This window comes from Bacteroides reticulotermitis JCM 10512, from assembly GCF_000517545.1.
Taxonomy (GTDB): domain Bacteria; phylum Bacteroidota; class Bacteroidia; order Bacteroidales; family Bacteroidaceae; genus Bacteroides; species Bacteroides reticulotermitis.
This window is the reverse complement of sequence record NZ_BAIV01000034.1, coordinates 1-17,134: the sequence shown is the minus strand read 5'-3', so window position 1 is coordinate 17,134 and position 17,134 is coordinate 1. Positions and strand designations below refer to the sequence as shown.

Annotated in this window: 13 protein-coding genes and 2 pseudogenes; 11 read left to right on the top strand and 4 right to left on the bottom strand. The window is 45.3% G+C overall.

Annotated elements, in window-relative coordinates:
- Nucleotides 1-120 precede the first annotated feature (120 nt).
- The 3 genes and pseudogenes from JCM10512_RS17665 (at nucleotide 121) to JCM10512_RS17655 (ending at nucleotide 4,234) form a co-directional block, all read left to right on the top strand.
- Entirely contained in the window at nucleotides 121-477 is a 357-nt protein-coding gene (locus tag JCM10512_RS17665) for a P-II family nitrogen regulator (RefSeq protein ID WP_044165018.1), read from the top strand.
- Between the two features lie 104 nt (nucleotides 478-581).
- Nucleotides 582-1,947, top strand: a pseudogene (locus JCM10512_RS17660) (ammonium transporter).
- 97 nt (nucleotides 1,948-2,044) lie between these two features.
- On the top strand, nucleotides 2,045-4,234 hold the full coding sequence (locus JCM10512_RS17655) for a glutamine synthetase III family protein (protein WP_044165016.1): 2,190 nt from the start codon (nucleotides 2,045-2,047) through the stop codon (nucleotides 4,232-4,234).
- A gap of 162 nt (nucleotides 4,235-4,396) precedes the next feature.
- On the opposite strand, the gene JCM10512_RS17650 is transcribed toward JCM10512_RS17655, so the two are convergent.
- The 4 genes and pseudogenes from JCM10512_RS17650 to JCM10512_RS17635 form a co-directional block, all read right to left on the bottom strand.
- On the bottom strand, nucleotides 4,397-4,969 hold the full coding sequence (locus JCM10512_RS17650; protein WP_044165015.1) for an HdeD family acid-resistance protein: 573 nt from the start codon (nucleotides 4,967-4,969) through the stop codon (nucleotides 4,397-4,399).
- A gap of 395 nt (nucleotides 4,970-5,364) precedes the next feature.
- Nucleotides 5,365-6,437, bottom strand: a pseudogene (locus JCM10512_RS17645) (alpha/beta hydrolase).
- Nucleotides 6,438-6,515: 78 nt separating this feature from the next.
- A complete protein-coding gene (locus JCM10512_RS17640; protein ID WP_244437278.1) occupies nucleotides 6,516-7,136 on the bottom strand; it encodes a flavodoxin family protein in 621 nt (206 codons plus the stop codon).
- 392 nt (nucleotides 7,137-7,528) lie between these two features.
- Nucleotides 7,529-8,674 carry an iron-containing alcohol dehydrogenase gene (locus tag JCM10512_RS17635; protein ID WP_044165011.1) on the bottom strand — a complete coding sequence of 382 codons (1,146 nt, stop codon included), beginning with the start codon at nucleotides 8,672-8,674 and terminating at the stop codon, nucleotides 7,529-7,531.
- A gap of 633 nt (nucleotides 8,675-9,307) precedes the next feature.
- Here JCM10512_RS17635 and trpB point away from each other — a divergent pair.
- The 8 genes from trpB (at nucleotide 9,308) to JCM10512_RS17595 (ending at nucleotide 17,071) form a co-directional block, all read left to right on the top strand.
- Nucleotides 9,308-10,498 (top strand): tryptophan synthase subunit beta, encoded by a 1,191-nt coding sequence (trpB, locus tag JCM10512_RS17630; RefSeq protein ID WP_044165010.1) that lies wholly within the window; start codon nucleotides 9,308-9,310, stop codon nucleotides 10,496-10,498.
- A 159-nt stretch (nucleotides 10,499-10,657) separates the two neighbouring features.
- Complete coding sequence (locus JCM10512_RS17625; RefSeq protein WP_044165053.1) at nucleotides 10,658-12,016, top strand: anthranilate synthase component I family protein; 1,359 nt, start codon at nucleotides 10,658-10,660, stop codon at nucleotides 12,014-12,016.
- 4 nt (nucleotides 12,017-12,020) lie between these two features.
- Entirely contained in the window at nucleotides 12,021-12,587 is a 567-nt protein-coding gene (locus JCM10512_RS17620) for an anthranilate synthase component II (protein WP_044165009.1), read from the top strand.
- Between the two features lie 4 nt (nucleotides 12,588-12,591).
- Nucleotides 12,592-13,587, top strand: a complete 996-nt coding sequence (trpD, locus tag JCM10512_RS17615) for an anthranilate phosphoribosyltransferase (RefSeq protein ID WP_044165007.1) — start codon at nucleotides 12,592-12,594, stop codon at nucleotides 13,585-13,587.
- A gap of 8 nt (nucleotides 13,588-13,595) precedes the next feature.
- The gene (gene trpC / locus JCM10512_RS17610) at nucleotides 13,596-14,378 is read left to right on the top strand and encodes an indole-3-glycerol phosphate synthase TrpC (RefSeq protein ID WP_044165006.1); all 783 of its coding nucleotides are present in this window, start codon (nucleotides 13,596-13,598) and stop codon (nucleotides 14,376-14,378) included.
- A 33-nt stretch (nucleotides 14,379-14,411) separates the two neighbouring features.
- Nucleotides 14,412-15,035 (top strand): phosphoribosylanthranilate isomerase, encoded by a 624-nt coding sequence (locus JCM10512_RS17605; RefSeq protein ID WP_044165004.1) that lies wholly within the window; start codon nucleotides 14,412-14,414, stop codon nucleotides 15,033-15,035.
- Nucleotides 15,036-15,056: 21 nt separating this feature from the next.
- Nucleotides 15,057-15,827 carry a tryptophan synthase subunit alpha gene (gene trpA, locus JCM10512_RS17600; RefSeq protein ID WP_044165003.1) on the top strand — a complete coding sequence of 257 codons (771 nt, stop codon included), beginning with the start codon at nucleotides 15,057-15,059 and terminating at the stop codon, nucleotides 15,825-15,827.
- A gap of 200 nt (nucleotides 15,828-16,027) precedes the next feature.
- A complete protein-coding gene (locus tag JCM10512_RS17595; RefSeq protein ID WP_044165002.1) occupies nucleotides 16,028-17,071 on the top strand; it encodes an asparaginase in 1,044 nt (347 codons plus the stop codon).
- Nucleotides 17,072-17,134: the final 63 nt, after the last annotated feature.

Below are 17,134 nucleotides of genomic sequence, written 5' to 3'. Positions count from 1 at the left end.
GCGTATAGGGAACAGGAAAGTAGTTAGAGTTTCTTTTATCGGTTTGTTGTATGGTAACCTACAATAACTCCCGGTCCCTATACCTCTTCTTTTGCAAGTCACACTAATATTTTAAGGTTTATGAAAAAGATTGAAGCTATCATCCGCAAGACCAAATTTGAAGAAGTGAAAGAAGCACTTCTCGAAGCGGACATCGAATGGTTCTCTTATTATGACGTAAGAGGTATTGGAAAAGCACGACAAGGTCGTATCTACCGAGGTATTGTATATGATACCAGTTCTATCGAACGTATTCTAATCTCTATCGTCGTTCGCGACAAGAATGCGGAGAAAACCGTGCAAGCGATTATCAAATCGGCACAGACCGGAGAAATTGGTGACGGACGTATCTTCATCATCCCGATAGAAGACGCCATCCGAATCCGGACAGCTGAGAGAGGCGACATCGCTTTATACAATGCAGAGCAAGAGCGCTAAACTAAAATTTAAATCAGGTTTTAAAAGATAGAATTATGGATAAAACATATAAAGGCCACAGCACGAAAACGTTGTGGATAGCAAGTGCTATACTCTTATTTACCATGTTGGGAAGTGCGAAAACGTTCGCACAGGACTCTGTAGCAGCAATCGACACCATCGTAGCCAGCACAACAGTAGCAGCGGTAGAGGCCGCTCCCGAAGCCGCCGAAGTGGCAGCACCGACACTCGACAGTGGAAACACCGCTTGGATTATCGTAGCAACTATACTCGTATTATTAATGACCATCCCTGGATTAGCCTTGTTTTATGGCGGTTTGGTACGCCAAAAAAAATGTATTAAGTATCATCATGCAGTGTTTGCTTCTGGTGGGCGTAATCAGCATCCTGTGGATCGGCTTCGGATATAGCTTTGTATTTGGAACCAGTTTCATGGAATCGGGAAGCGTGTGGGGATGCATCATCGGAGGTTTCGATAAAGTTATGCTCCACGGCATAACAACCACTACCCTGACAGCGGGCAATATTCCCGAACTTGTCTTCGTTCTTTTCCAATGTATGTTCGCCATCATCACTCCAGCTCTGATCATCGGTGCCTTTGCCGAAAGAATCAAGTTTTCAGGCTTCCTGCTCTTCAGCGTTCTTTGGGCAATCTTGGTATACAACCCGATGGCTCACTGGGTATGGGGAGGCGGATGGCTTCAGAACTTAGGGGCAATCGACTTCGCCGGCGGTACAGTGGTACACATCAACGCAGGTATATCCGCTTTGGTTATGGCTATCATGCTGGGACGTAGAAAAGACTACAGCACCAGTCGCCCGATCACTCCGCACAACATCACTTTCGTCTTCATGGGAACAGCGTTCCTGTGGTTGGGTTGGTTCGGTTTCAATGCCGGAAGTGGCTTGGCAGCGGACGGAATAGCCGGAAACGCTTTCTTGGTAACTCACCTCGCAACTTGCGTTGCCGCAATGACATGGATGGTTATCGACTGGCTGCACAATAAGAAGCCGACTACAGTAGGTGTATGTACAGGTGCCGTTGCAGGCTTGGTTGCCATCACTCCGGCAGCAGGTACGGTAGATGTACTGGGCGCTTTCTTCATCGGATTGGTTTCTTCATTGGTATGTTTCTACATGGTAGCGGTAATCAAACCGAAATACAAATATGACGATGCGCTCGATGCTTTCGGTGTACACGGAATAGGCGGTATCGTAGGTTCTATCCTTACAGGTGTTTTCGCTACACAGTATATCTCAGGTGAAGGCGGTGTGCAAGGTGCTTTGTACGGTGACTGGAATCAGCTTTGGATTCAGATTATCGCCACAGTGGTTTCTATCGTCTTCAGTGCGGTGATGACTTTCATCCTGTTCAAAGTGGTAGACAAGCTGGTAGGTATCCGGGTTGACGCTCGCGTTGAGGAAGAAGGCCTCGATGTATACGAACACGGAGAGTCTGCTTACAACTAAGATAAATAAATCCCGGATGGGTTTGATCGCCTCTCCGGGAACACATAAAGAACTTTTTTTACTCTAACATATTTAACAACAAATCAACTTAGGTATTATGTCAAAACTTAGATTCAGAGTCGTAGAAACGGCTTTTAAGAAGAAAGCAGTTGAAGTTCCAGTTCCTGCCGAACGTCCATCGGAATATTTCGGCAAGTATGTATTCAACAAAGAAAAGATGTTTAAGTACCTGCCTAGCAAGGTATACAACACTTTGATCGATGCAATTGACAATGGTGCTCCACTCGACCGCACAATCGCGGACGAAGTAGCTTCCGGAATGAAGAAGTGGGCTACTGAAATGGGAGTTACACACTACACACACTGGTTCTCTCCATTGACAGAGGGAACAGCCGAAAAACATGACGCTTTTGTAGAACACGATGGTAAAGGCGGCATGATGGAAGAATTCTCAGGCAAACTGCTTGTACAGCAGGAACCGGACGCTTCTTCTTTCCCCAACGGTGGTATCCGTAATACATTTGAAGCTCGTGGATACAGCGCATGGGATCCTTCATCTCCTGCCTTTATCATAGACGATACCTTGTGCATCCCAACGGTATTCATTGCTTATACCGGTGAAGCACTTGACTATAAAGCTCCGTTGTTGAAAGCACTCCGTGCCGTAGACAAAGCTGCAACAGCTGTTTGCCATTACTTCAACCCGGATGTAAAGAAGGTTGTCGCTTTCTTGGGATGGGAACAGGAATACTTCCTGATAGACGAAGGTTTGTACGCTGCCCGTCCGGATTTATTGTTGACAGGCCGTACGCTGATGGGACACGATAGCGCCAAGAATCAGCAGTTGGAAGACCACTATTTCGGTGCAATCCCGACTCGTGTGGCTGCTTTCATGAAAGATCTTGAAATCGAATCGCTGAAATTGGGAATCCCGGTGAAGACTCGTCACAACGAGGTTGCACCCAACCAGTTCGAGTTGGCTCCTATCTACGAAGAATGTAACTTGGCCAACGACCATAACTTGCTCATCATGTCGGTGATGCGTAAAGTAAGCCGCCGTCACGGTTTCCGCGTGTTGCTACACGAAAAACCTTTCAAAGGGGTTAACGGATCGGGTAAGCATAACAACTGGTCACTTGGTACTGACACTGGCATCTTGTTGATGGGTCCGGGCAAAACTCCGGAAGAGAACTTGCGCTTCGTAACATTCGTAGTCAACACCCTGATGGCTGTTTACAAACACAACGGTTTGCTGAAGGCTGCTATCTCTAGCGCAACGAACGCTCACCGTCTGGGAGCTAACGAAGCACCTCCCGCTATCATCTCTTCTTTCCTCGGAAAGCAGTTGACTCAAGTATTGGGACATATCGAAAGCAGTACAATCGACGATTTGATCAGCCTCAGCGGCAAACAGGGTATGAAGTTGGATATTCCGCAGATTCCCGAACTGTTGATCGACAACACCGACCGCAACCGTACTTCTCCGTTCGCCTTCACCGGCAACCGTTTCGAGTTCCGTGCCGTAGGTTCGCAGGCTAACTGTGCCAGCGCAATGATTGCTCTGAACGCAGCCTTGGCCGATCAGCTGACAACGTTCAAAAAAGACGTAGACGCGTTGATTGAAAAGGGTGAACCGAAGATCTCTGCTATCCTCGACGTAGTTCGTGGTTATATCAAGATCTGCAAACCAATCCATTTCGATGGCAACGGTTACAGCGAAGAATGGAAGATTGAAGCTGCCAAACGTGGTTTGGATTGCGAAACAAGCGTTCCGGTTATCTTCGACAACTACCTGAAACCGGAGAGCATTGCGATGTTCGAAGCAACCGGCGTATTGTCAAAGAAGGAATTGCACGCACGCAACGAGGTGAAATGGGAAACATATACGAAGAAGATTCAGATCGAAGCACGTGTATTGGGCGACTTGGCGATGAACCATATCATTCCGGTAGCTACTCGTTACCAGACTAACCTGATCGACAATGTGTATAAGATGCAGTCTTTGTTCCCTGTTGATAAGGCAACTGAGTTGTCATCCAAGAATCTGGAACTGATCGAAGAGATTTCTGTTCGCACCGCTTTCATCAAAGAACATGTTGATTCGATGATCGAAGCACGTAAGGTAGCTAACAAGATCGAATGTGAACGCGAAAAAGCCATTGCTTACCACGATAACATCGCACCGGCACTGGAAGAAATCCGCTACCACATCGACAAGCTGGAACTCATCGTTGACAACCAGATGTGGACGTTGCCTAAATACAGAGAACTTCTGTTTATTAGATAAAAAAGAAGAAGAATGAAAAGTCCGCATAGGCGCCTCTTCATTCTTCTGTTAAAGATATAAAGGATAGATATTATCTATTTCTTTTGTTGGTTGTTTTAAGTTTGCAGGGGAGGGGTGCCGTGACGGTAGTCCTCTTCTATTTTTTTATCCCCCCCTACTCTATCATTCTATAATCTGGGCATCTTCAATGTCGGCCACTGCATTTACCGGCTTTTTAGGACGGCGACGTGAGAACTTGAACCAGTTCACCAACTCTGAAACAGCATACACCAAACTACTTACGCCGATAATCATAAACGCCGTGTTGATAGCTCCCGTGGGATTGAATAGGGCAACAAGACCGGCTATCAAAATCAATGTAGGAACAATGTAGAATGCCATCGGAACGCGCATCCAACGCCGTGCCGTAATCAGTGAAGCAATCTGTTGTACGCCTCCCAATACCAGAATAAAGCCCAGGATAAACATCAGGATGTCGGTAAAGAAACCGGGCATCACCACCAGCCAAAGGCCAAACAAAAGGCTACCCACGCCCTCGATAGGGAATCGTTTGGGTATTCCATCTTCGGATTTCGTTGCAAAGTAGCCAATGATGGAGATAATTCCGGGAATGAGGAACAACACTCCGATGGTTATTACCAAGTAGTTTACAGCCGCATCGGGCCAAAGTACCAGTACCAAACCAATTACAAACGCGCATATCGCACGCAATAAAGAATAATTCATCGATTTCATATAATCTGTTTATTTAAGATAAGCCATACGTAATACTCTTGCGAATATAGTTTTTTCTACCAATATATAGAAATAACAATCGGAGTTTGTAATAAGTTCGAAATCGGGCAACGAACCGGGTCGCCATATTTGGCATTTCGCAGAGGGTTCGGAGTTGCTTTTTTAATACATCCGGAGGGGAAGTCTACTTTTCTGCAACGCTATTTCCATAGTTTCAGTAGACGAATGGGGTACTTAAATAAGCCAATCCCAGTATATTCATTTATACTGGGATTGGCTTTTCTTACATGGTTTGAATTATTCAAGATAGATTCTGGACAACCCTGTTTATTCCTCGGATCGAACAGAGTTGCCCGGACATATTCGCCCGCTAGAATCTCTTTTTAGCTCTTCTCTTATTTCAGATTTGCCCGAAAGAACCGTTCCATCTTATCATAAGGAATCACACCTGCTTGGTTGTCATACAGATCTACGTGGCTTGCACCGGGAATGATAAGCAGCTCCTTGTTGTCACCTTTCAGTTTCTTGAAAGCATCTTCACTGAAATAGCGGGAATGTGCTTTTTCGCCATGAACCAGAAGCACGGCAGTGCGAATTTCGTCACTGTAGGCAAGCAAAGGCATATTGATGAATGAAAGGGCAGACGTCTTGTTCCAACCTCCATTGGAGTTAAGCGAACGCTCGTGATAACCACGATCGGTCTTGTAATAGCTATGATAATCTTTCACGAATTCGGGAGCATCGACGGGCAACGGGTCTACCACACCGCCACCTAAAGCGAAAGAACCGTTCTTAGCATCAACAGTGCGCTGAGCATTGAGTTGTTTACGGAGTTCGTACCGTGCGTCGGCATCCATCGAGTCGAAATAACCATTGGCATTTACACGGCTCATATCGTACATCGTTGAGGTAACCGTTGCTTGATTCGGGTATCAATAGCGGCTGCGTTAATGGCCATTCCACCCCATCCGCAAATCCCAATAATTCCGATACGTTCGGGATCTACATCATCACGTATTGAGAGGTAATCGACGGCGGCACAGAAATCTTCCGTATTGATATCGGGCGAAGCTACATAGCAAGGCTCACCGCCACTCTCACCTGTATAGGACGGATCGAAGGCAATAGTCAGGAATCCGCGTTCGGCCATCGTTTGGGCATAAAGGCCTGACGACTGCTCTTTCACGGCACCGAACGGACCAGATACGGCTATTGCAGGCATCTTCTCAGCAACTTGCTCTTTCGGTATATATAGGTCAGCTACCAACGTGATACCGTATCGGTTTCGGAAGGTTACTTTGCTCTGATTCACTTTATCACTTTTTGGGAACACCTTATCCCATTTTTGAGTTAAATTCAGATTTTCGTTCATCGTTCTATTGGAATTTAAATTATTGTTTACTGTTTTTTCAACTATAGCTCCGTCTGGACGGGTTGCATATAAGGCTCCCGCTGTGCAGAGGCACATAATCAAAGCTATGCTATATTTTTTCAAGATATTGTTTGTCATTATGTTCGGTATTTAATTCAAATTATAGACAATGTCTTATACATTCTTTCCCATCTCGTAAGCCTCTTTCATTACCGGCTTGTCTTTCACAGCACCTTTCGGGTATATGCCTGTGCCTTCAATGACTCCCTTCTCCTGCGAACCGGGCAGGTAATGGATAAAATTGCGGAATCCCAACAAAGCGCATTCGGTATTGCGACCACCCGCCGTCATGATAAAGTAGAACTCTTTATTGCTCACTTCACGTTCTCTTTCAAAGACACGATCTAGCATCGTCTTCATCTGACCACACATATTATCATTGTAAATAGGTGTCGCCATCACAATCACATCCGCTTCAATCATCTTGGCTACCACCTTCGGAGCATCGTCATTAATACCTAAATTACGATCGCTATAATCATCTTTGATCTTGAGAAAACGTATATCCAGATCTCCCAAAAAGACCTTCTCTCCTTTGTGCCCTGCCGCCTGAGCTCCTTTAAGAAACTCATCGCACAGCAAATCCGAATTACCTCCTTTGCTGGGGCTTGAAGAGATCACCAACACTTTCTTCGACTTCTTCGAAGCCTCCGTACTTGTTTTCCGGGATTGTCCATTGCACGATACCGTTAGAACAGCTATTGCCATAGTCGCTAAAATTAAAATTCGTTTCATATTCATTTGTTTCTAATTTCCACGTTACAAAATTACGCGATTCAAACAGGCCCTATTGTACCCGAATTAAGGATAATCTTACCTCAATTACTCTTTTATATCCTAAACAGACCGATACCCTGAATTAAGGTAAGAACTAAGACGGCTTCGCAACCTTTTTCTTTCTATATTCTATGGCTAAGTCTTTCTATCAAGATGGTCGTGATGTCACAGGAAACAAAAGCTGTTCCATACACTTTATATAGCCCTGTAATATCGTTGCCAATTTAGTCAGTCAGCCAAAGACTATATTGAAATTCCTCACCTAGTACCATAAAAGAAGGCTGCTCCTCACAGAACAAATCTGAGAGAAGCAGCCTTTATGACTTATAAGTAAAGAGAAAGAAGCTTACTTAAAGCGCACTTTCCAATATCTGACGAGCTACTGCACCCGTTACATTACCATTTTCTCCGTACGCAGCTTTGCGAGCATTGAATCGACGTTCGATCTCTTCGATCGTTTCCTGACCGATATTCTCTTCATGCAGACGAGTAGTGAGTCCGAGTGAGCGGAAGAATTCTTCCGTCCGGCGAATAGCCTCATCAATCCGTTCATCACGTGTGCCAGAAGTTATGCCCCACACCCGTTCTCCGTATTGCACAAGTTTATCGCCTTTGGCATCACGCAACACACGAAGCGTAGCCGGCAAAACAATAGCCAATGTATGTCCGTGAGTCAACCCATGAAGGGCCGTCAACTCATGCCCCATCATATGCGTTGCCCAGTCTTGCGACACACCCATGGCTATAAATCCGTTCAACGCCATTGTAGCGGACAGCATAAAATCAGCCATCAACTGATAATCGTGCTGGTTCTCGCGGATTTTCGGAGCAATCTCAGCCAAAGTCTGCAAGATTCCCTCTGCCCAACGATCCATCACACGGCTCTGTCCGGGCGTTGTGATATACTGTTCCATCACATGAACAAATGTATCCGACAAGCCACAAGCCACTTGATGAGGAGGCAACGTAAACGTAACTTCCGGATCGAGAATGGAAAACATCGGATAGTTGCCCGTAAAAGGAAACTTCTCTTTCGTTTCATGACGGGAAATCACCGCACCGTTATTCATTTCCGAACCGGTGGCAGGTAATGTTAGTACAGTAGCAAGCGGCACTGTCTTTCTTGCCGCACGTCCGGCCAGGACCAAGTCCCACGCATCTCCCTCATATAGTAATCCGGCAGCAATCAACTTTGTACCGTCAATCACCGAACCACCGCCTACAGCCAATAAGTAATCGACTTTCTGTTCTTTCCCCAATGCAATTGCCTTGCGGAGCGTTTCTATAGCTGGATTAGGCTCAATGCCCCAAAATTCAACCGTAAAATAATCTTTGAGAGCAGCCTTTACCTGATCGTAAACACCATTCTTCTTTACACTACCGCCTCCAAACGTAATCATCACACGTTTGTCTGCAGGTATTTCTTTTGCCAACTGAGCAATCATCCCACGCCCCATTATCAGTTTCACGGGATTCTGAAAAATAAAATTCTCCATATAGCTGAATAGTTAATTTAATTCCATGGGGACCTCAATAAAAGGCCCCTATACTTTCTATGCAAAGATAAGAAATAAAACTAAAAGTGACTGCGGAATGTAGCTACCATCTCCTGATTTATATCAGAGAAATGATTCTGGTGCCCGCTTCTTACAGATCAGATGTTTACCCGGCAAACCATGCATTGAGATCTTCCGCCACAAACAACCAATAGAGCAACAAAAGGATAAAAATCACAACTGCAATTCCAATCAAAGCTTTTCTTTGTTTCATAAGTGATAGTTTTATTTGAACGTTTATTTAGAGTAAAACAGATAAGTCCACCAAATAGTTCTATGACAAAAAAGAACCGGAAAATAAAAAAAAGTCAGAAAACATTTGCCATTTAAAACAAAGTGTTTATATTTGCCTCGAAATAACAGAAAAAGACATGAGAACAATGTTAGTAAATACATATTGGTGGTGGCACCCTTTACAACTCCGACAATCGTAAGGGAGCAGTGCTCACATGTATATACTTAACTAAAGATATAACAAATTTGAAAGAGCCCTGTCGCAACTTGCGGCAGGGCTCTTTTTATTTTCTTTTTTCCCGAAATCAATAAAAAAACAATAAATAAAAACAGTAAATTATGAAAAGTTTCTTAGCAGATCAGGATGGTTATTACGGAGAGTTTGGCGGTGCTTACGTACCCGAGATTCTTCACAAGTGTGTAGACGAATTAAAAGAAACGTACCTCCAAGTGCTCCAGAGTGAGGACTTCAAACAAGAATTCGACCAGTTACTTCGCGACTATGTAGGACGCCCTTCCCCACTCTATCTGGCTCATCGCCTTTCCAAAAAATACGGTTGTAAGATTTACCTCAAACGAGAAGACTTGAACCATACCGGAGCCCACAAAATCAACAATACCATTGGGCAAATCCTATTAGCCCGCCGCATGGGTAAGAAGCGGATCATTGCCGAAACAGGTGCGGGACAGCATGGTGTAGCAACGGCTACCGTTTGTGCACTGATGAACTTAGAATGTATCGTCTATATGGGCAAAACGGATGTAGAACGCCAACATATCAATGTGGAGAAAATGAAGATGCTCGGAGCAACCGTGATACCCGTTACTTCGGGCAATATGACCTTGAAGGACGCTACAAACGAAGCCATCCGCGACTGGTGTTGTCATCCCACCAATACGTTTTACATCATTGGTTCAACTGTTGGTCCACACCCTTATCCGGACATGGTAGCACGTTTGCAATCGGTCATCAGCGAAGAAATCAAAAAGCAATTGCAAGAGAAAGAGGGACGCGACTATCCTGATTACCTAATTGCCTGCGTAGGCGGAGGAAGCAATGCGGCAGGAACGATTTACCACTACATCGACGACACCCGTATTCGCATTATTCTTGCAGAAGCAGGTGGCAAAGGAATAGACAGCGGAATGACGGCAGCCACCATTCATCTGGGTAAGACAGGTATCATCCATGGATCTCGTACATACGTCATTCAGAATGAAGACGGACAGATTGAAGAACCTTATTCTATCTCCGCCGGTTTGGATTATCCGGGCATCGGTCCCTTACACGCCAACCTTGCCGCACAAAAACGGGCTACTGTTCTGGCTGTCAACGACGACGAAGCTATAGAGGCAGCCTACGAGCTGACCAAATTGGAAGGCATCATTCCCGCATTGGAATCGGCACACGCACTCGGTGCATTGAAGAAGCATACATTCAAACCGAACGATGTGGTAGTGCTAACCGTTTCCGGACGAGGAGACAAAGATATTGAAACATACCTGAACTTCGCTTCGACTCTCGCTTAAGTATATCGCAAAAGTATCTACCAAATAAGGATCATTTTATAATAGAAGAAACGTATGAATAATACAAATCAGCAATCCAAACCGACCTCTGTTCCACAGGAAAAAGGTCTGAGCAAGATTTTCAATTATACCACCCATAGCAAACAGGTGCTGGGCGATATGCATACTCCTGTCAGCATTTACCTGAAAGTACGCGATATGTATCCGCAGTCGGCTCTAATGGAGAGTTCAGATTATCACGCCGACGAGAACTCTTTATCATTCATCGCACTCTGCCCATTGGCAAGTATCGGTATAAACGACGGTATCGTTACCACCTCCTATCCGGACAACAGCCGTCATCAGGAGCCGCTGACTAAGTCGTTTACCGTTGAAAAAGCGATAAATCAATTCATCAGTCAGTTTCAGGTCAGCGGAGCGGACAAAAATGTTTGCGGACTATATGGATATACCACATTCAATGCCGTGAAGTACTTCGAAAACATCTCGATCAAAGAGAGTCATGCCGAAGAGAATGACGCCCCCGACATACTTTACATATTATATAAATATGTGATTGTGTTCAATCACTTCAAGAATGAGTTGGCATTGATCGAGATGCTTGCTGAAGGCGAAGAAAGCGGATTGGACCAACTTGAATCGGCCATCGAAAACCGGAATTACGCTTCCTATAATTTCTCCGTAACCGGACCGGCAACCAGCCCAATCACAGACGAAGAACACAAAGCGAACGTACGCAAGGGTATTGCTCACTGCCTACGTGGCGATGTTTTTCAGATCGTACTTTCCCGACGCTTCATTCAACCTTATGCCGGAGACGATTTTAAAGTGTATCGTGCTTTACGAAGCATCAATCCCTCTCCTTACCTCTTCTATTTTGACTTCGGAGGTTATCGTATTTTCGGTTCTTCACCTGAGACGCACTGCAAAATCAAAGACGGAAACGCCTACATTGATCCGATTGCCGGAACAACCCGCCGAACAGGTGACTTGGTGAAAGACAAGGAGTTGACAGAAGCCTTGCTTGCCGATCCCAAAGAGAATGCGGAACACGTGATGTTGGTCGACCTCGCACGCAACGATCTCTCCCGTAACTGCCACGATGTACGGGTCGTGTTTTACAAAGAGCCCCAATATTATAGTCACGTCATTCACTTAGTAAGCCGTGTAAGCGGAGTACTGAATGAGAATGCCGACAAGATGAAAAGCTTCATCGACACCTTCCCCGCAGGTACGCTCAGCGGCGCACCCAAAATACGCGCCATGCAGCTGATCAGCGACATCGAGCCTCACAACCGAGGAGCATATGGCGGTTGCATTGGTTTCATCGGACTAAACGGTGAGCTAAACCAAGCGATTACCATCCGCACATTTGTCAGCCGTAACAACGAATTATGGATCCAAGCAGGAGGTGGTATCGTAGCACGCAGTCAGGAAGAATACGAGCTACAGGAAGTTAACAACAAGCTCGGCGCACTCAAGAAAGCAATAGATATAGCAGTCACCCTCAAAAACTAAAACAATGAAAATATTACTTTTAGACAACTATGACTCTTTCACTTATAATTTATTGCATGTGGTGAAAGAACTGGGGGCAACCGATGTAGAGGTATTCCGCAACGACCAGATAGCTCTTAAAGAGGTAGACCGATTCGATAAAATCATCCTTTCACCGGGACCGGGTATTCCGGAAGAAGCGGGACTGTTACTACCTGTCATCAAGCAATATGCACCCAGCAAAAGTATATTAGGAGTCTGTCTGGGACATCAAGCGATCGGGGAAGCTTTCGGTGCTACACTCGAAAACCTGACAGATGTGTATCACGGCGTACAAACACCTGTAAACATCATCCGCGAAGATGTATTGTTCAACCGTCTCGGACACTCGCTGCTTGTCGGACGTTATCACTCTTGGGTCGTGAGTCGTGACCACTTTCCCAATTGTCTGGAAATCACAGCCGAAAGCGAAGAAGGGCAGATTATGGCACTTCATCATAAAACGTACGACGTGCGCGGCATACAGTTCCACCCCGAGTCGGTTCTCACCCCGCAAGGAAAAGAAATCATCAGAAACTTTTTAAACGAATAACCTCATGAAACAAATTCTATATAAGCTTTTCGAGCATCAATATCTGGGTCGCGACGAGGCCCGTACCATCTTACAAAACATCACGCAAGGTCAATACAATGACGTACAGGTAGCATCTCTGATAACCGTTTTCCTGATGCGTAACATTTCCGTTGAAGAACTTTGCGGCTTCCGCGACGCATTGTTGGAAATGCGTGTTCCGGTGGACTTGAGTGAGTTCTCTCCCATCGACATTGTAGGCACAGGAGGCGATGGAAAGAATACATTCAACATCTCCACCGCCGCTTGCTTTACCGTAGCCGGTGCAGGTTTCCCGGTTGTTAAACATGGCAACTACGGTGCAACGTCCGTAAGCGGAGCCAGTAACGTGATGGAACAACACGGCGTCAAGTTTACCAGCGACGTCGACCATTTGCGCCGCAGCATCGAGAAGTGCAACATTGCTTATCTGCATGCTCCTTTATTCAATCCGGCATTGAAAGCAGTCGCCCCCATCCGCAAGGCCTTGGCCGTACGTACGTTCTTCAACATGCTTGGACCACTGGTTAATCCAGTCATTCCGACTTATCAACTATTAGGTGTATACAATCTTCCGTTGCTACGGCTGTATACGTACACATATCAGGAGAGCCAAACGAAGTTTGCCGTTGTTCACAATCTCGACGGGTATGACGAGATATCACTCACGGATAGTTTCAAGGTAGCCACTTGCGGCAATGAAAAGATATATACGCCCGAAGGGTTGGGCTTTGCCCGTTGTCTCGACACGGAACTAGATGGCGGTCAAACACCCGAAGAAGCTGCCCGGATATTCGATAGCGTCATGAGTAATACAGCCACCGACGCTCAGAAGAATGTGGTCATTATCAACGCTGCTTTTGCCATTCAAGTGATGCGTCCGGAGAAACCGATCGAGGAATGTATCGCACTTGCCAAAGAATCGTTAGAAAGTGGACAGGCATTAGCGACTCTGAAAAAATTCATCGAACTCAATAACTAAGATCCGCAATGAAAGATATATTATCCGAAATTATAGCTAACAAACGTTTTGAGGTCGATCTTCAAAAACAAACGATTACCATCGACCAGTTACTGGAAAGTATCGAAGGTATTCCGGAAGCACGTTCCATGAAACAGGCATTAATTGCCTCCGACTCGGGCATTATAGCTGAGTTCAAACGCCGCTCTCCATCCAAAGGTTGGATTAAACAGGAAGCACGAGTCGAAGAGATTGTTCCGGCCTATCTTGCCGCAGGAGCTTCTGCACTATCGATACTGACTGACGAGAAGTTCTTCGGCGGTGGCCTGAAAGATATTCGTACCGCCCGCCCGTTGGTGAATATCCCTATTCTTCGGAAAGACTTCATCATCGACGAATACCAACTTTATCAGGCAAAGATCGTGGGTGCAGACGCTGTACTACTTATCGCAGCTGCTCTGCAACCGGAGCAGTGCCACGCCCTGACTGAGAAAGCCCACGAACTAGGCCTTGAAGTATTGCTCGAAATCCACAGTGCGGACGAATTACCTTATATATATAAAGGTATAGATATGGTCGGAGTCAACAACCGAAATCTGGGTACATTCTTCACCAATGTAGAAAACTCATTCCGCTTGGCTGAACAACTACCTCAGGAGAGTGTTCTTATCTCTGAAAGTGGAATATCTGATCCGCAAACAGTCAAACGTCTCCGCCAGGCCGGATTCCGTGGCTTCCTGATTGGCGAAACCTTCATGAAAACACCGCAGCCGGGCGAATCCTTGCAAGAATTCGTACAGGGCACCCGATAAACTTAATTTCATTCACTTAAAACAGCCAGTTCTATGATAAACGGAAAAATAATCAAGGTATGCGGCATGCGGCATGCTGAGAATATACAAGAGATAGAAGCCATGCAAGAAATAGATATGCTGGGATTCATCTTCTATTCCAAGTCTCCCCGTTATGTACACGAGCTTCCGGGCTACTTGCCTACTCGCGCCAAACGTGTAGGCGTGTTTGTCAACGAAAAGAAAGAAACAGTCCGCATGTATGCCGATCGCTTCGGCTTGGACTATGTGCAACTGCATGGAAAGGAATCACCGGCTTACTGCCGTTCGTTGCGTGCCGCAGGCGTGAAACTGATCAAAGTGTTTTCCATAGCCGATTCTTCCGATTTGAAAAAGACGGATGAGTATGAAGACTCATGCGATCTTTTCCTCTTCGACACACAGTGCGAGCAGCACGGCGGATCAGGCACTCAGTTCAATTGGTGCCTGTTACCTTCTTACCAAGGAAAAACACCTTTCCTGCTTAGTGGAGGCATACGCATGGAAAGTGCTCAGGCTCTTTGTGCTTTCAACCATCCGTTACTAGCTGGCTATGATATCAATAGCCGCTTCGAACTCAGCCCGGGAGAGAAAGACAGCGAGCGGATTCGCACCTTTTTAAACAATCTCAAACAATAAACAAATCAAATTACAATAGTCATGAACAGAATTAATCAACTCTTTAGTAGCAACAAGAAAGATCTATTGTCTATCTACTTCTGCGCCGGACATCCGACAGTAGACAGTACGGCTCACATTATCCGTACCCTCGAGAAGCACGGAGTCGAGATGATCGAAATCGGTATTCCCTTTAGTGATCCAATGGCCGACGGTGCCGTTATCCAACATGCAGCTACTCAATCACTCCGCAATGGAATGTCACTCAAATTGCTGTTCGATCAATTGCGAGACATCCGCAGCGATGTAACTATCCCTTTGGTATTGATGGGCTATCTCAACCCCATCATGCAATTTGGCTTCGAGCACTTCTGCAAACAATGTGTGAAGTGCGGCATTGATGGAGTAATTATTCCCGATCTTCCGTTTCGTGATTATCAGGAGCACTACCGCAGCATTGCCGAACGCCATAACGTAAAAGTAATTATGCTCATCACTCCGGAAACCAGTGAAGAGCGCGTACGCGAGATTGATACGCATACCGATGGCTTCATCTATATGGTTTCATCTGCCGCTACCACAGGCGTACAACGCGATTTCGATGATCAGAAACGAGCGTACTTCAAGAAAATAGAAGATATGAAGTTGGTCAATCCGTTGATGGTAGGTTTTGGGATTTCGAATAAAGCAACTTTCGATGCGGCTTGCGAACATGCTTCGGGAGCCATTATCGGCAGTCGTTTTGTCACCCTGCTTGAAGAAGAAAAGGATGCGGAGAAGGCTATCCTCGAGCTCAAAAAGAGCATCAAATAATTTGATGTTACGAATCGGGAATTGTGAATGATGAACTAAAAGGGAAATAACGGATCTGTTAAAAAACACAAGCGTTTACTTGCTAATTATAAGTTTCTCCTATTTGCATCTATTTTAGCTGCCAATAATTCATCATTCATAATTCATAATTCGCGAGAAATCCCTATATTTGTCAGCGATTTAACAGAAAACCGATAAGCATGAGAGTAAAAACCCCTTCCGTTTTGCTAATCTACACGGGTGGTACAATCGGAATGATAGAAAATCCGGAAACCGGAGCATTGGAAAACTTCAACTTCGACCATTTGCTCAAGCACGTCCCTGAACTTAAAAAATTCAACTATCGCATCTCCTCTTATCAGTTCGATCCTCCGATTGATTCATCGGATATGGAACCTGCCTATTGGGCCAAGCTCGTGAAGATTATCAATTACAACTATGATTACTTCGACGGTTTTGTGATTCTACACGGTACTGATACGATGGCATATACGGCCTCCGCACTTAGTTTCATGCTTGAGAATCTGAGTAAACCAGTCATCCTTACCGGCTCTCAGCTCCCCATCGGCACACTTCGTACGGACGGAAAAGAAAATCTGATTACAGCTATTGAAATTGCCGCCGCCAAAAATCCGGAAGGTACCGCCATGATCCCCGAAGTATGTATATTCTTCGAGAATCATTTGATGCGTGGCAACCGGACTACCAAGATCAATGCGGAAAACTTCAATGCGTTTCGTTCGTTCAATTATCCGCCATTGGCAAAAGCAGGCATTCACATCAAGTACGAACCTAACTTAATTCGCCAGCCCGACCTAACCAAGCCGCTAAAACCCCACTACTTATTCGACACCAACGTGGTGATACTAACTCTTTTTCCCGGCATTCAGGAAGGTATTGTAACCTCTCTGCTCCATGTTCCGGGACTGAAAGCGGTTGTACTGAAAACGTTTGGTTCCGGGAATGCCCCGCAAAAAGAGTGGTTTATTCAACAATTGAAGGAAGCAACCGATCGTGGAATTGTAATTGTCAACATTACTCAATGCGCCTCCGGTGCTGTAGAAATGGGACGTTACGAAACTGGAATGCATCTTTTAGAAGCCGGAGTTATCAGTGGATACGACAGTACACCGGAATGTGCAGTCACCAAACTTATGTTTTTATTAGGCCATGGGCTATCTAACAAAGAGATTCGCTATAAAATGAATTCTTGTTTAATCGGAGAAATTACCAAGCCGATCTAAAACTCAAGATAATCGAATAACCCTCTGATTTTGATCTCTTCCAAGTCGAAAGATCAAATCAGA

Bases quoted from the DNA above. Each gene is read 5' to 3' on its own strand.
- JCM10512_RS17665 (WP_044165018.1), top strand. From the start codon at position 121: ATGAAAAAGATTGAAGCTATCATCCGCAAGACCAAATTTGAAGAAGTG.
- JCM10512_RS17655 (WP_044165016.1), top strand. From the start codon at position 2,045: ATGTCAAAACTTAGATTCAGAGTCGTAGAAACGGCTTTTAAGAAGAAA.
- JCM10512_RS17650 (WP_044165015.1), bottom strand. From the start codon at position 4,969: ATGAAATCGATGAATTATTCTTTATTGCGTGCGATATGCGCGTTTGTA.
- JCM10512_RS17640 (WP_244437278.1), bottom strand. From the start codon at position 7,136: ATGAAACGAATTTTAATTTTAGCGACTATGGCAATAGCTGTTCTAACG.
- JCM10512_RS17635 (WP_044165011.1), bottom strand. From the start codon at position 8,674: ATGGAGAATTTTATTTTTCAGAATCCCGTGAAACTGATAATGGGGCGT.
- trpB (WP_044165010.1), top strand. From the start codon at position 9,308: ATGAAAAGTTTCTTAGCAGATCAGGATGGTTATTACGGAGAGTTTGGC.
- JCM10512_RS17625 (WP_044165053.1), top strand. From the start codon at position 10,658: ATGCATACTCCTGTCAGCATTTACCTGAAAGTACGCGATATGTATCCG.
- JCM10512_RS17620 (WP_044165009.1), top strand. From the start codon at position 12,021: ATGAAAATATTACTTTTAGACAACTATGACTCTTTCACTTATAATTTA.
- trpD (WP_044165007.1), top strand. From the start codon at position 12,592: ATGAAACAAATTCTATATAAGCTTTTCGAGCATCAATATCTGGGTCGC.
- trpC (WP_044165006.1), top strand. From the start codon at position 13,596: ATGAAAGATATATTATCCGAAATTATAGCTAACAAACGTTTTGAGGTC.
- JCM10512_RS17605 (WP_044165004.1), top strand. From the start codon at position 14,412: ATGATAAACGGAAAAATAATCAAGGTATGCGGCATGCGGCATGCTGAG.
- trpA (WP_044165003.1), top strand. From the start codon at position 15,057: ATGAACAGAATTAATCAACTCTTTAGTAGCAACAAGAAAGATCTATTG.
- JCM10512_RS17595 (WP_044165002.1), top strand. From the start codon at position 16,028: ATGAGAGTAAAAACCCCTTCCGTTTTGCTAATCTACACGGGTGGTACA.